At 53.1% G+C, this 14,190-nt stretch carries 10 protein-coding genes; 7 read left to right on the top strand and 3 right to left on the bottom strand.

The genetic code is table 11. The features are described 5' to 3' along the window. Positions 1 to 91: 91 nt before the first annotated feature. From ACOTZF_RS07670 to ACOTZF_RS07680, 3 genes are all read left to right on the top strand, one after another. A complete protein-coding gene (locus tag ACOTZF_RS07670; RefSeq protein ID WP_038420144.1) occupies positions 92 to 829 on the top strand; it encodes a winged helix-turn-helix domain-containing protein in 738 nt (245 codons plus the stop codon). Next, positions 804 to 1,277 (top strand): hypothetical protein, encoded by a 474-nt coding sequence (locus ACOTZF_RS07675; protein WP_029881798.1) that lies wholly within the window; start codon positions 804 to 806, stop codon positions 1,275 to 1,277. Before ACOTZF_RS07670 ends, ACOTZF_RS07675 begins: the two co-directional genes overlap by 26 nt. A gap of 370 nt (positions 1,278 to 1,647) precedes the next feature. Continuing rightward, positions 1,648 to 3,135, top strand: a complete 1,488-nt coding sequence (locus tag ACOTZF_RS07680; protein WP_348563229.1) for an EAL domain-containing protein — start codon at positions 1,648 to 1,650, stop codon at positions 3,133 to 3,135. Positions 3,136 to 3,186: 51 nt separating this feature from the next. On the opposite strand, the gene yegD is transcribed toward ACOTZF_RS07680, so the two are convergent. Further along, positions 3,187 to 4,539, bottom strand: coding sequence for a molecular chaperone (yegD, locus tag ACOTZF_RS07685; RefSeq protein ID WP_129318042.1), 1,353 nt, complete (start codon positions 4,537 to 4,539; stop codon positions 3,187 to 3,189). 130 nt (positions 4,540 to 4,669) lie between these two features. Here yegD and alkA point away from each other — a divergent pair, with 130 nt between their 5' ends. Next, positions 4,670 to 5,542 (top strand): DNA-3-methyladenine glycosylase 2, encoded by an 873-nt coding sequence (alkA, locus tag ACOTZF_RS07690; protein ID WP_058678675.1) that lies wholly within the window; start codon positions 4,670 to 4,672, stop codon positions 5,540 to 5,542. On the opposite strand, the gene ACOTZF_RS07695 is transcribed toward alkA, so the two are convergent. Next, positions 5,507 to 8,836, bottom strand: a complete 3,330-nt coding sequence (locus ACOTZF_RS07695; protein WP_044159316.1) for a diguanylate cyclase — start codon at positions 8,834 to 8,836, stop codon at positions 5,507 to 5,509. The genes alkA and ACOTZF_RS07695 overlap by 36 nt on opposite strands. Positions 8,837 to 9,180: 344 nt before the next feature. On the opposite strand from ACOTZF_RS07695, the gene udk reads away from it, so the two are divergent. The 3 genes from udk (at position 9,181) to asmA (ending at position 12,365) form a co-directional block, all read left to right on the top strand. Beyond that, positions 9,181 to 9,822, top strand: coding sequence for a uridine kinase (gene udk / locus ACOTZF_RS07700; RefSeq protein ID WP_008500855.1), 642 nt, complete (start codon positions 9,181 to 9,183; stop codon positions 9,820 to 9,822). An 88-nt stretch (positions 9,823 to 9,910) separates the two neighbouring features. Beyond that, positions 9,911 to 10,492, top strand: coding sequence for a dCTP deaminase (gene dcd, locus ACOTZF_RS07705; protein ID WP_013097886.1), 582 nt, complete (start codon positions 9,911 to 9,913; stop codon positions 10,490 to 10,492). Positions 10,493 to 10,514: 22 nt separating this feature from the next. Next, a complete protein-coding gene (gene asmA, locus ACOTZF_RS07710) occupies positions 10,515 to 12,365 on the top strand; it encodes an outer membrane assembly protein AsmA (protein ID WP_129252225.1) in 1,851 nt (616 codons plus the stop codon). 88 nt (positions 12,366 to 12,453) lie between these two features. On the opposite strand, the gene ACOTZF_RS07715 is transcribed toward asmA, so the two are convergent. After that, the gene (locus tag ACOTZF_RS07715) at positions 12,454 to 14,037 is read right to left on the bottom strand and encodes a TerC family protein (protein ID WP_029881804.1); all 1,584 of its coding nucleotides are present in this window, start codon (positions 14,035 to 14,037) and stop codon (positions 12,454 to 12,456) included. Positions 14,038 to 14,190: the final 153 nt, after the last annotated feature.

Consider the following 14,190-nt stretch of genomic DNA (forward strand, 5'->3'; position numbering starts at 1 on the left):
CAAACTATTCTTGTATTGCTAACTATCTGGTGTGAATATATTCTGTATCGTATGTGAATCTCGTCAAAGATAAAAATAAGAGTTTATCTGGATGAAAAAAATAATTAACGGTCAGGTTTTATACGATTCAGAGCAGAGGGTATTAAGTGTGCAAGGTGAAAGGATTATCCTCTCTGCACCAACCTCAAGGTTACTGGAACTTTTTATTGATAATAACTATAAGCAAGTAAACCGGGAACTGATCATCGAAGAGGTCTGGGGAAAACATGGCATGATACCCTCAGGGCATAGCCTTAATAAAAGCGTGAGCATATTGCGCAAAGCTTTTTCATCGTTAGGCTTGAACAATATAATCGTCACGATCCCGCGCGAAGGGTTCCTTTTTCAGGCCCGGGTCAGCAGCGTGAATGATGATATCAAGAGTAAAAGAATAACGACCACCCAGTTAGATATTGTTGATAAGGCTTTGCAGTATAGACGGTGGCCGCAGCTTATCCTATGGTGTGTTTTCACTTTTACTGTCTGTGCAGTTATGGTTTTTTTTCTCATATTAATGTTTCGCAATAACGATGGGGTTGTACATATATTGAAATCCGGCTCGTGTGATTTTTACACCACAGATGATAATTCATCAGTGAAGTTATCCCGATTTTTGAATTCACCAAATTGGCAAAAACACAGTTCCATTTGTGAAGGAAGAGATAAAGTCATCATATTTTATGATGACAATAACTTATCGGCAGGTAATAAACTGAAAGAGTATTTCTTTAGCGTGTGTAAAATGGAGCAAAAAGGAACGGTGCATGAGTGCGAAAATTATCTTTATTAGTATGTTCGCTGCGGTCATGGTGATATTTCTTTTTTTGCTTAATTACCCTCGTATTCCATCGGCTTTTGTGTGTACGGCTAAAAGCCATGTTTTTCTCCATACTCAAAAAGAGGGGGTGAGCATTGAAGGTGAGGTTTTGTTAGTTTTGAGGATTTCCTCTGCAGAGGAAGGTGCTTTCTCACAAGTTGGGGTGCTGGATGTTAACGGCAAACATTATGCTATTAATCGCTCCACTACCTTGAGCTTCCTTAGAGAAGACAGTGATGGTTATTTGCGTACGCAACGCATTGCGGTGGTAAAAAATGATAACGATGACTTGCCTGATGAAATAACCAACCTGCTCATGTCTAAGCAACAACTCTTTTATTACAAGATCATACATATCACCGATAACGTTTATGGGGTCAGGGATCTACGGCGCACGCTGATGGTCTGTCGAGCAAAGTAACGTGACAATGAGGACTTCTCTTTGGCGTGATTCTCTTTATCTTGTGAGTTTTACAGACATTAATTCTGTAATTTTTCTTTTTATTCTTATTTTATTTTGTCTGGTTCTGAATGTAAGTGCATTAATTTGTACTGTATTAGGATAAGGAAAATTTCTGTATCTGCTGCGGAAATATTCTTATCATTGTGGAAAAAATATGATCTTGACGGAGGGAGGGACCATTAAGGTTAACCATTTCTTGTTCTTGTTTTATTAAGGCGGATATTGTCTACCGGGCATTGGATGTTTTGCGAAAACCAAAGCAAATATAATCTTTCTCTCTGTGCGATAGAAGGAAGCGATTTTCAATTAAACTTTTACGGTGATAATTATGAACACGAAAAAGATCTTTCTGCTCAGTTACGACATTTATCTTTTCTCAGGAATAAGGTCATTTCTGCCTAATCTGGTACTCGTTGATTCTGGAACGTTTGTTTCTGATTCAGACATTTTAATGCCACAGTACAACAGCTGTTTGTTAATCATTGATAACAGAGTGCCATTTTGTATAATACAAAAATGGCTGCAAAGAAATAGCAGCCAGTTTATCTATATTAACAGTATTGTTCTCACGATGAGTGACAGTAAATGTATCAATCGAGGCTGTGAAAATAGTGAGTCTGTTAACGCTAAAGTAAGCTGTAATAGCCTTATTTCTGTTCTAAAAACTAAATTGATGTCAAATGTGCAGGGGGGCGCTCCGTCAACATTGGGCTGCGTTGATAGATTTCATTTAAGTGATTTTGAACAAGAGATGATTTACGCCTCTTTCACTAAAATGGGGCTGGAAGAATTTTGCAAGGCAAATTCTTTAACGCCAAAATCGCTCTATCGTTATCGAGATAAAATAACTCATCGCCTGAGTTTTGATAACTTTAATGAGACTATAATTTATCTTTCCAGAAATGGTTTTTTGGCAGAACGATGGGGGGCACATGACAACAAGAAAAGCCAAACAATGACAGAGGGTATATTTGATAGCAACGAAGCTAATAGATTAACTCTGGCTTTGAAAAATGATGAGATTGTGCCTTATTTTCAACCCATCATCGGAAGTAAAGGAGAGCTGTGTGGCGTTGAGGTGCTGGCGCGGTGGCCTTCAGGCCACAACTATGCCATTTCTCAACGTGAGTTCATCCCGCTGGCGGAAATTAGTGGTCAAATAAACGATCTGACAAGTTATCTGATGAATAAGGTCGCGAGTCATTTAAATCACGATATTACCTGGCAGGGACAGTCTTTTTTTGTGGCGTTTAACGTGAGCCCCTCAAATTTGAGTAACCCTGTTTTCTATTGGGAATGCCTCAATTTTTTGGAATTAACGGAATCACTGCCAATAAAATTGATGATTGAGATTACTGAAAACCAGACACTGGTAGTCACGCCTGCAATAAAAGAGTTAATCCGTTCGTTACGTAACCGGGGTGTCCTCTTTGCTCTGGATGATTTTGGAACGGGATACGCCAATCTGTGTTGTCTGAATGAACTCGAGCTGGACGTGATTAAGATTGATAAGATCTTTATCAAAGGGATCCATGCAGAAGATCAGACGCTGCCGATGCTGGAATCGATCATTAATCTGGCTGGCATTCTGGGGTTACGTACTGTTGCAGAGGGCGTGGAGTATGCCTGTCAACGCGAATGGCTTATCGCCCATAAGGTTGATTTCCTGCAGGGGTATTATTTCATGCCACCTATGGCACTGGCTGAATTTCATCGCTATATGCAGCAGTATGGCTCCGCAGCAATAGGGTCTGCATGGAGGAGAAAAAGACTAAATTCAGACCCAATGCAAGTGGAGCGTTGTCGCTCACTATAGATACCGATACTGAGGCCCCACGAGATGATCGAGGGGCCTCAGTTTGTGTATTTAACTAAACATCACCTGCGCCCAGCGCGCCAGCCCCGCCGTGACGGAGCCAAAGTCATCGCCGCCGGCAATTGGAATGCCCGGCAGCTGTTCTGCCAGCGCTTTCTTGATCAGCGGCGAACGGGCGCTACCGCCGGTCAGGTAAATCACGTCCGGCTTCTCTTTGCCGTTCTCCAGCGCCAGTTGCACCTGTTCCAGAATGCGCTGCAGCGGCTGGGCGAGCGCGGTTTCCAGTCCTTCCTGAGAAATGGCGGTTGCCAGATCTTCACTGATAAACGGCAAGGAAACCGCGTGCTCCGGGCGATCGGAGAGGGCGATTTTGCTCTCTTCGGCAGTACGCACCACGCGATAACTCAGACGCTGACGCCAGACTTTGTAGAGCAGGGCGACCTTGTCGGCCTCCCGGGCATCGCTCACCATATCGTTCAGGAAGCGGCCATTCGCGCTGCTGTAAAAATCGCTCTGCGCGGGGACGTCGTTGATGGCGATAGCGTTCCACCAGGGCAGGATCGGCAGAGCGATCCCTTTTTCCGTTTGCCCACCCATGCCCAGCAGTGGCATCAGGCTCTTAAAGGCGAGCGCGATATCCAGATCGTTACCGCCCACGCGGCAGCCGCTGTGCCCCAGCAGGCTGTTTTCGCGGTCACGACGGTTATGCCACTGCGGCCCCATCAGCAGCAGCGAGCAGTCGGTGGTGCCCCCGCCGATGTCGACGACCAGCACGCGCTTCTCTTCTGTCAGCGTAGCTTCAAAATCCAGCCCCGCCGCCACCGGCTCATACTGGAATACCACGTCGCGAAAGCCCGCGCGGTGCGCGGCACGCTCAAGGATCCCCTGCGCCTGCTGGTTAGCCTCGTCGCCACCCAGCCCCTGGAAGTTGATCGGACGGCCAATGACCGCCTGATCGATCGCCTCCGGTACCTGGGTTTGCGCCTGATTGCGAATGTGCAGCATCATGGCGCAGACCAGATCCTCAAACATCGCCACCTGCTGCGGCTTCAGCCCGCTGGCGCCGAGAAACGATTTTGGCGATTTAACGAAGTAGACCTCTTCCGGGTCGTCAATGTAGTGTCCGAGCGACGAGAGGCCGAACTGGACGCTCGACGGTGTGACGTCGATATCTTCTTCGCGGTTAAAACTGACGGCCCGGCGCAGCAACGCTTGTGATTCCGCCGCCGTGGCCGGAACCTGATGGTGGCGGAACAGCCATTCGCTGACCGCTTCGCGGGTTGGTGCGCAGAGCATTGACGGCAGCAGCGTACTCTCGTTTTCCATTTTCAGGAGCAATGGTTGTCCGTTTTGCATAATCGCAACCGAACAGTTCGCCGTACCGTAGTCGAATCCAATAAACACGATTAATCCCCATGCCAGTGAGAAGGGGCGAGACTTTAGCGGAATGCCCGACCGGCGACAACAGGAATATGAAAGCAAGGCGAAACAAGGCCTTTCGGTTTATGCTGAGGTGAACAAAAAAGGAGTGACAATGTATACCCTGACCTGGCAACCCCCTTACGACTGGCAATGGATGTTTGGCTTTCTTGGCGCGCGTGCGGTGGAGGGGATCGAGACGGTTACCGAACGCTACTACGAGCGCAGTTTCACCTGCCAGCGACACCAGGGGATCTTTCGCGTCACCCCGGATCTGAACACCCATACGCTCAACGTCACGCTTAGCCCGGGGTTAATCCCGGTTGCGCAGACCTGTCTTGAACGCATCGCAGGTCTGTTCGATCTTGCCTGCGATCCGCAGCAAATTCAGCAGGCGCTGGGCGACCTTGGCGCTGCGCGACCAGGGTTGCGCTTACCGGGGGCGATGGATGCCTACGAGCAGGGCGTGCGGGCGATCCTGGGGCAACTGGTCAGCGTGGCGATGGCGGCGAAGCTGGCCTCACGGGTGGTTGCCCTGTGCGGCGAACCGGTAAAAGATGCGCGGGGCTATCTGTGCTTTCCCACTCCTGAGGTGCTGGCTGCGGTGGATCCGCTGGCGCTGAAGGCCCTCGGCATGCCGGTCAAACGGGCGGAGTCGTTGATTCATCTGGCCCGCTCCGTGGTCGACGGCACGTTTCCGCTGTTCCCGCCTGCGGATATTGAGGCCGGGATGAAAGCCTTACAGCAGCGGCCGGGGATAGGGCGCTGGACGGCAAATTACCTTGCCCTGCGCGGCTGGCAGGCGAAAGATGTGTTCCTGCCGGATGACTACCTGATTAAGCAACGCTTTGCCGGCATGACGCCCGCGCAAATTCGCCGCTACGCCCAGCGCTGGCAGCCGTGGCGCTCTTACGCCCTGTTGCACATCTGGTACACCGACGGCTGGACGCCATCAGTTGATGGCGAAATAGCTGGTGTTCAGCAGTAGATCCAGCGGCTGCGGCTCACCGATGGTGTCACCGAAAATAAAATCAACGCCGATGCCGGAGAGCGTATCCATCATGATGGGTTGGTTACACGGACCGGCGATGGTACGCATCCCCAGACGCTGAGCATGGCCCTGAATAATGGTAACCATCATCTCATCCATCAGGTTGCCGTGCACATTGGTCACCACTTCGGCGTCCAGCATCAGATAATCAGCCACGTTGGCACCAAGGTGGCTAAAGAGCTCCATGTTGCGTCCCGCCTGGCTGAGCACCACGCGGCAGCCAACGTGGCGGAGCTTTTGTAGCCCCGTCTGGACGTTTGGATCCGGGTTTGCCACAACGTCGATCGCGATGACCAGATGCAGCAGACGGCCCGGTAAAGGCCCTTTATCCAGCAGGTCGAGCAATTCGTCGATCAGCGTGGCGCTGGCTAAACCCGCGGCGGACAGGGGAAGGGCGACCCCGAGGCCTTTTTTGGCAACCGGAGCGGCATACGCGCGGAAGAATTCGCTAAATATACGGCGGTCCAGCGCATGTAAAAGCTCAGGCTCCGCCAGGCCGGAACGGAAGGCGTGCTCTTCCAGCACTTCTCCCTGGCTGGTCCACAGGCGCAGCGAAATCAGCCAGAAGTTGCAGCTTTCCGGGATGCGCGGGGAGGCCACGCTGCGGGCGATCATCATCAGATGGTTGTCTTTGATCATATGCCACTGTTCATCAAGCGACATCATGCTGCGCGCGCTGTGGGCCCGCTCCTGCTGCGGCTCGTACACCGTCACCACGCCGCGACCGTTGTTTTTCGAGGCGTAGCAGGCAATGTCGGCCTGGGACATGACTTCCGAGGCCTGATGATTATTTTCATCAATCAGCGTGATCCCCGCGCTGGCGCCGATCCGGTGCAGGCGGCCTTCCCACATAAAGTGATAATCGTTGATGGTATGGACCAGCCGACCCGCAATATAGCGGGCACTTTCAATATTGCAGTCCGGCAGCAGCAGCCCGAATTCATCCCCGCCCAGACGCGCCAGCACGTCGCTGGAGCGCAGCATGGTCAGCATCAAGGACGCAAGCTCCCGCAACAGGGCGTCGCCCGCCGCGTGGCCTGCGGTATCGTTGACGGCTTTGAAGCGATCGAGATCGATAAACACCAGCGCATGTCGCTGGCGCGTCTCCTGCACGGTTTGCAGCAGCCGCTTGAGGTGATTTTCGAAACTGACCCGGTTTGCCAGATGGGTGAGGGCATCGTGAGAAGCGCTATAACTGAGCTGACGCAACATTTTGCGCGATTCGGTGACGTCCTGAATAACCAGCACCGAGCCGATATTCTGCCCGTCCAGCGTGCTGAGCGGTGTGATGCTGTAATGGATATCAAAAACGCCGCCGGTACGGCAGTTCAGCACCACATCCTGCTCAATATCTGAACGGGACATATCGCCGCTGTGAATATTCTCCATCAGCGGCCCTTTTTCGCCGAAGGTGATATGCAGAACCTTCAGCACCGGCTGGCCGATGGCCTCGGTTTGCAGCCAGCCGCTCATTTTCTCGGCGACCGGGTTCATAAAGGTGACATTCATGTCGACATCGGTACACAGCACTGCTTCGCCGATGGAGTCGAGGGTAATGTGCAAACGCTCTTTTTCCTGGAACAGGGCCTCATTGAGCTGCTTCACTTCGGTCATGTCCATATTGATACCGAGCAAGCGTTCGACTTCCCCCTGTTTGTTCAGGACCCGGTTCGCCAGGGAGCGAATATGGCGTACCCCCTCTTTCACGCGAATACGGAATTCAAGCTTAAACGGCAGCCGTGAAATGAGTGATTCCCGAAGCACTTTTTCCGCATGGGCGCGATCTTCAGGCAGCATCGTATCGTGCCAGAGCTGCCACGTAGGTTTGATGTGCGGCGGGATTTCATACAGCTCAAACATCCGCTTATCCCAGCTGATGATGTCCGGCTCCAGATCCCACTCCCAGATGCCAATGCCGCCCGCTTCATTGGCAAGGGTAATGCGCTCCATCAGCCGTTTATTGACCCATTCGGTCTGCTTCAGATCGTTAATATCTTCAATCTGGGCAATGAAATATAGTGGAGAACCGTCGGCATGACGTACAACCGAGACCGCAAGTAGCGCCCAGACCACTTCGCCGCTGCGGGTGTAATAGCGCTTCTCAAGGGTGTAGGTGTTGATATCCCCGTTGACCAGTTGTTCAAGCTGTTCGAGATCGGTGTGCAGATCTTCTGGCCAGGTTAGCTGCTGGAAGGTGAGCGACTGCAGCTCCGTCTGGCTATAGCCGAGAAAGTTACACAGCGCTTTATTGGCCTGCAGCCATTGGCCGTCAATGCTGACCAGCGCCATGCCAATGGCGGAATACTCCATCGCATTACGAAAACGCTCTTCACTTTCAGTGATGTGTTTTCGCTCTGCGCGAAAGGCATACATCACCATGGTCATGACGTTGGCTGGCAGAAGCAGCATCAGGAACGGCAGCCAGGGGGCGTTCAGCATCGCGCCGGTGTGCTGCGTGGTCAGTGCCTCCGGGTTATGGGCAATCATCAGCGAAACCACCATCACGGTGACCAGAAACACCATAAAGGCTTCCATGCGCGGCAGGCGTACAGCGCTCCACATCAGCAGAACAATGACGCAGGTAAAAGGCCACGGCAGCCAGACGATGGCCGCCCAGCTAAGGACCAGCGTCACGGCCATGGTTACCAGCGTTTCCAGCAGCAGCTTCGGGTCTCGATGGCGCAGGAGATAGTGCGGCTTAAACAGTAACCCTAATGGCACCAGAGCCAGTGCGCCAACCGCTTCAGACAAGACCCACACGAGGAAATTACGCAGCGGCTCCGGGCTGGGTATCAGTAAATGCACCAGCACACCGCCCACCAGCGGGGGGATCAGCGCGCTGCCGATGGCCAGGCGGATCCAGTCATTCAGATTCTGCAGCGGGTTGTACCAGGGGAGCAGTTTGCGCAGTAATAATGCACCAACCACCGCTTCCACCACGTTAATGGCGGTATAGGTCGGATTAATCGACGACCAGGAGAAGAGCATCCACGAGGCCAGAATATTGCCAAACGAACAGGCCAGAGCAATACCGGGCCACATTTTTCCGGCGTGGCGATAAAACGCCACCATCATAATGGCGGTGGGAAACCAGAGCGGAGCCAGCAGCGCGCCGAAGCGGGTCAACTCCAGCGAAAAAAGGGTAAAGATAAAGGTGACCAGGCCCAGACAGACAAGTCGCATAAGAGGATGTGGGGTGGTAACCAAAACCCGCTGGTGTTGTTTATTCATTACCGCTTTATCCAGAGACGCCATGCCGTCGGGAGTGAAGGCCCGGACGAGTGAATGTGCTAATTTGGTTTATGCTAGTACAAACAATTTACAATTCATATGGCGACTGCTCATAATTTGACATCATAGATTTATTAAATAGTTAGTGTTTAAAAAAATCCTGTTAAACGCTGAAAAAACGCGCGCAAAAATTTCACTCAGGGAACATGACGTCACTTTTCAGCCTGTCTCGCATAACCTGCGCTTTCGACTGGTATCACGCCCGTGAAATCCCTATAATTGCCGCGTTTGACGCTCCGGCGTCGTCCTTCCTTAACATCCAGGTTAATCAGGTCGCTAAATTTATGACTGATAAGTCTCATCAGTGCGTCATTATAGGCATTGCCGGCGCATCGGCTTCAGGTAAAAGTCTTATTGCCAGTACGCTTTACCGCGAACTGCGTGAACAAGTTGGTGATGAGCACATCGGCGTCATTCCCGAAGACAGCTATTACAAAGACCAATCCCATCTGTCGATGGAAGAGCGCGTAAAAACGAACTATGACCATCCTAATGCCATGGATCACAGCTTGCTGTTCCAGCATTTAGAAGCGCTCAAGAGCGGCCAGGCGATTGAACTGCCTGTTTATAGTTACGTGGAACATACCCGCACGCAGGAAACGATTCGCATTGAGCCAAAGAAGGTGATTATCCTTGAAGGCATCCTGCTTCTGACCGACGCGCGTCTGCGCGAGTCAATGAACTTCTCCATCTTTGTTGATACCCCGCTGGACATCTGCCTGATGCGCCGCATCAAGCGTGACGTGAACGAACGTGGCCGTTCAATGGACTCCGTCATGGCGCAGTACCAGAAAACCGTTCGCCCAATGTTCCTGCAATTTATTGAACCATCCAAACAATACGCCGATATTATCGTGCCGCGCGGAGGCAAAAACCGCATTGCCATTGATATCTTAAAAGCGAAAATCAGCCAGTTTTTTGAATAAGCCGCGCGAATTGTGTACCGTTCAGAGATAACCTGCTTTGCCCTGAGTCTTTATCCTCAGGGCACGATGCACGAAAGGAGAGAGTGCCATGCGTCTTTGTGATCGCGATATAGAAGCCTGGCTGGATGAAGGCCGCCTGTCTATTACCCCACGTCCACCCGTGGAGCGTATCAATGGTGTCACCGTTGATGTGCGACTGGGGAATAAATTCCGCACCTTCAGCGGCCATACCGCACCGTTCATCGACCTTAGCGGGCCGAAGGATGAAGTCAGCGCCGCGCTTGATCGCGTGATGAGTGACGAAATCGTTATCGACGAAGGCGAAGCCTTTTATCTGCATCCGGGCGAGCTGGCGCTGGCGGTGACCTTTGAATCGGTGACGCTGCCCGCGGATCTGGTGGGCTGGCTTGATGGCCGTTCCTCTCTGGCGCGTCTGGGGTTGATGGTACACGTGACCGCGCACCGTATCGATCCAGGCTGGTCGGGCCGAATCGTGCTGGAGTTTTTCAACGCCGGTAAACTGCCGCTGGCGCTGCGCCCGGGCATGATGATTGGTGCGCTGAGCTTTGAACCGCTGACGGGGCCGGCCGATCGTCCTTACAACCGCCGTCAGGACGCAAAATACCGCGACCAGCAGGGTGCGGTTGCCAGCCGTATTGATAAAGACTGATCGTTAGTCCATTGAGGATGCCATGAGAAGAGTTCTGACAACGCTGATGATTTTGCTGGTGGTGCTGGTTGCTGGCCTTTCAGCGTTGGTTCTGCTGGTTAACCCGAATGATTTCCGCGCCTATATGGTGCGGCAGGTCGAAGCCCGCAGTGGTTATCAACTGAAGCTGGATGGGCCGCTGCGCTGGCACGTCTGGCCCCAGCTCAGCATTCTCTCTGGCCGCATGTCGTTAACCGCGCCGGGGGCTGCGCAGCCCCTGGTGTCTGCCGATAACATGCGCCTTGATGTGGCGTTAGTTCCGCTCTTTTCGCACCAGTTGCAGGTCAACCAGGTGATGTTAAAAGGCGCGGTGATTCAGCTGACGCAACAAACTGAAGCCGTGCGTAACGCGGATGCGCCGGTTGCGCCGCGGGAAAATACCTTACCTGATGAACCGTCGGATACGGGCTGGTCATTCGATATTGGCAAACTGAAGGTGGCCGATAGCGTTCTGGTTTTCCAGCATGAAGACGATGAGCAGGTCACCGTACGGAATATCAATCTTAAGATGGAGCAGGATGAGCACCATCTTGCTTCGCTGGAGTTTAGCGGACGGGTCAACCGCGATCAGCGCGATCTCACCCTGTCTCTGAATGCCAGCGTCAATGCGTCGGATTATCCGCACCAGCTTACCGCCGACATTCAGCAGCTGAACTGGCAACTGACAGGAGCCGATCTCCCTGCCCAGGGGATTGCCGGTCAGGGAACGATGCAGGCCGTCTGGCGTGAAGAGTTAAAACAGCTGGAGATGAATAATCTCAACCTGCAGGCGAACGACAGCAGCCTGAAAGGGCAGGCGAGCGTCATTCTGGAGGCGAAGCCGAAATGGGTGCTCAATCTGCAGTTTGACAAGCTCAACCTGGAAAACCTGCTTCCTCCGCCTCCGGCGAGCGCTACGGACAACGATCCCGCGCAGCTCGGGCAAAACCAGGGGAAACAGACGCGTCCGGTTATCTCGTCTAATCTCGATCAGCCGGACTATAACGGTCTGCGGGGCTTCACGGCGGACATTCTGCTGAAGGCCAACAGCCTGCGCTGGCGCGGTATCGATTTCACCGACGTGAGCAGCCAGATGTTCAACCAGAACGGTTTGCTGGTGATCTCCGAACTGAGCGGCAAAATGGGCGCCGGGCACCTTTCCCTGCCGGGCACGCTGGATGTGCGTAAAGAGGCCTCGACTGCGGAATTTCAGCCGCGTCTCGACAACGTTGAGATTGGCACCATCCTGAAAGCCTTTGACTACCCCATCTCCATGACGGGTCAACTGACGCTGGCGGGGGATTTCTCGGGCACGAAGATCGATGCTGATGCTTTCCGCCGCGACTGGCAGGGGCAGGCTCACCTTGAACTGAAAGATGCCCGCATGGAAGGGCTCAACTTCCAGCAGCTGGTACAGCAGGCGGTGGAGCGTAGCAGCGATGTTAAAGCACAGGAAAATTACGACAGCGCCACGCGTCTCGACAGCTTTAGCAGTGACCTGACGCTCGACAATGGGCAGCTCTCTCTGAACGGCATGCAGGGGACCTCCTCACTGTTGTCATTAACCGGCGAGGGCAAGCTCGATCTGATAAAAGAGACGGCAGATACCCACTTCAACGTTCAGGTGCTGTCCGGCTGGCAGGGTGAAGGTAAGCTGATCGACTTCCTGAAAGAGACGCCGGTACCGCTGAGCGTATATGGCCAATGGCAGTCGCTGAACTACAGCCTGCAGGTGGATCAGATCCTGCGCAAGCATCTGCAGGATGAAGCCAAACGTCGGTTGAACGACTGGGCGGATCGCAATAAAGACACCCAAAACGGGAAGGACGTGAAGAAGCTGCTCGATAAGCTGTGATGCCTGTTGTGCCGGGTGGCGGCTGCCAGTGCGGCCTGATGCCCTCACCCCATCCCTCTCCCACGGGAGAGGGAGCAACGTGTTTTTCTTACACCTCAAAATCCATCTCGTCTTCGTCGCGCAGCGGTATCAGCTGCACCTTCTGCACGCGATGGTTTTCAATCTGCAGCGTCTTGAGCATATAGTCGCCTACCTGAACTTCTTCACCCGGCTGGGGAATGCGCTGCAGATACTCCATCAGCAGACCTGCAATGGTGTGATACTCGCGCTTTTCATCCAGCGGCAGGGGAACATACTGGACCAGGTCTTCAAGCGGCATATGGCCGTTGGCCGTCCATGAACCGTCCGCGTTTTTCTGAATGTCGTGGCGCGCATCGATTTCATCCACTTCGTTTGGCAAATTACCGGCGATGGTTTCCATCACGTCGCTGAGCGTGACCAGCCCCTCAACCGAACCAAACTCATCCACCACAAAGGCAAAGTGCGTACGCGCGTTACGGAATTGCTCAAGGGCAGAGAGCAGCTGCAGCCCCTCCGGGAACACCAGCGGCTGGCGCACCAGGGCGCGCAGATTGAGCGCCTCACCGTGCAACTGCTGTTGCAGCAGGTCAATGACGTGCACCACGCCCAGCAGCTCCTCTTCCTCGTCACCCCCCGTCACGACCACCCGGGTATGCTGGTTTCTGTCCAGCAGGGCGCGGATCTGCTCTTCCGGGGCGGTGAGGTCGATATGTTCGATGTCATGGCGCGACGTCATGATGCTGCTGACCGTGCGCTGGTTAAGATTGAGCACCCGCTCAATCATCAGCCGCTCCTGCGGGTTGAAGATCTGCCCGTCACTGTGATCGGCCAGCATCGCGGAAGATTCAGCATCCAGCTCCGCATCTTCTTTCTTCCCGCTGAGCAGGCGCATCACCGTGTCGGCGGTGCGTTGACGTAATGTCTGATTTGCCGAGAGGAAACGGCGGCGGTTGAAAATCGCCAGCTGGTTAAGCGCCTCAATCATGACGGAGAAACCAATGGCGGCGTAGAGGTAGCCTTTCGGAATGTGGAACCCAAAGCCGTCTGCCACCAGGCTAAAGCCAATCATTAACAGGAAACTCAGGCAGAGAATCACAATAGTCGGGTGGCTGTTCACAAACCGGGTCAGCGCTTTACTTGCCATCACCATCAGCGTAATGGCAATGATCACCGCAGCCATCATCACCGCCAGATGGTCGACCATCCCGACGGCGGTAATGACGGAGTCCAGGGAGAAGACCGCATCGAGCACCACAATTTGCGCCACCACCGGCCAGAATTTAGCCCCACGCCGCTGGGTGGGGTTTTCGCTGTCTTTGCCTTCGAGCCGCTCGTTCAGTTCTACCGTGGCTTTAAACAGCAGGAACAACCCGCCGAAGAGCATGATCAAATCACGCGCGCTAAAGCTCAGGCCGTGAACGGAGAAAAGGGGCTTTGTCAGGGTCACCAGCCAGGAGATTGAGGCCAGCAGCAGCAGTCGCATCACCATCGCCAGCAGCAGGCCCGTTACGCGCGCACGGTCGCGCTGCGCCGGGGGGAGTTTTTCGGCGAGGATGGCGATAAAGACCAGGTTATCAATACCGAGCACTAATTCGATGACGACCAGCGTAACCAGCCCGGCCCAGATTGATGGATCGGCAATCCATTCCATAGTAATCGCAATACCTTCTGTTATATGAGCAATGTCACACTTCGATCATGGATAAAGCGAGGGGAAATTGCAATGCCGGGCTGAGATTTCTCTTAATACGATCCGGCAAAAAGGAAGAACAATGCGGAATCTGTAAATAAGCTAAATACGTAG

This window comes from Enterobacter cloacae complex sp. SHL021 (assembly GCF_049237765.1).
Lineage (GTDB): Bacteria > Pseudomonadota > Gammaproteobacteria > Enterobacterales > Enterobacteriaceae > Enterobacter > Enterobacter cloacae.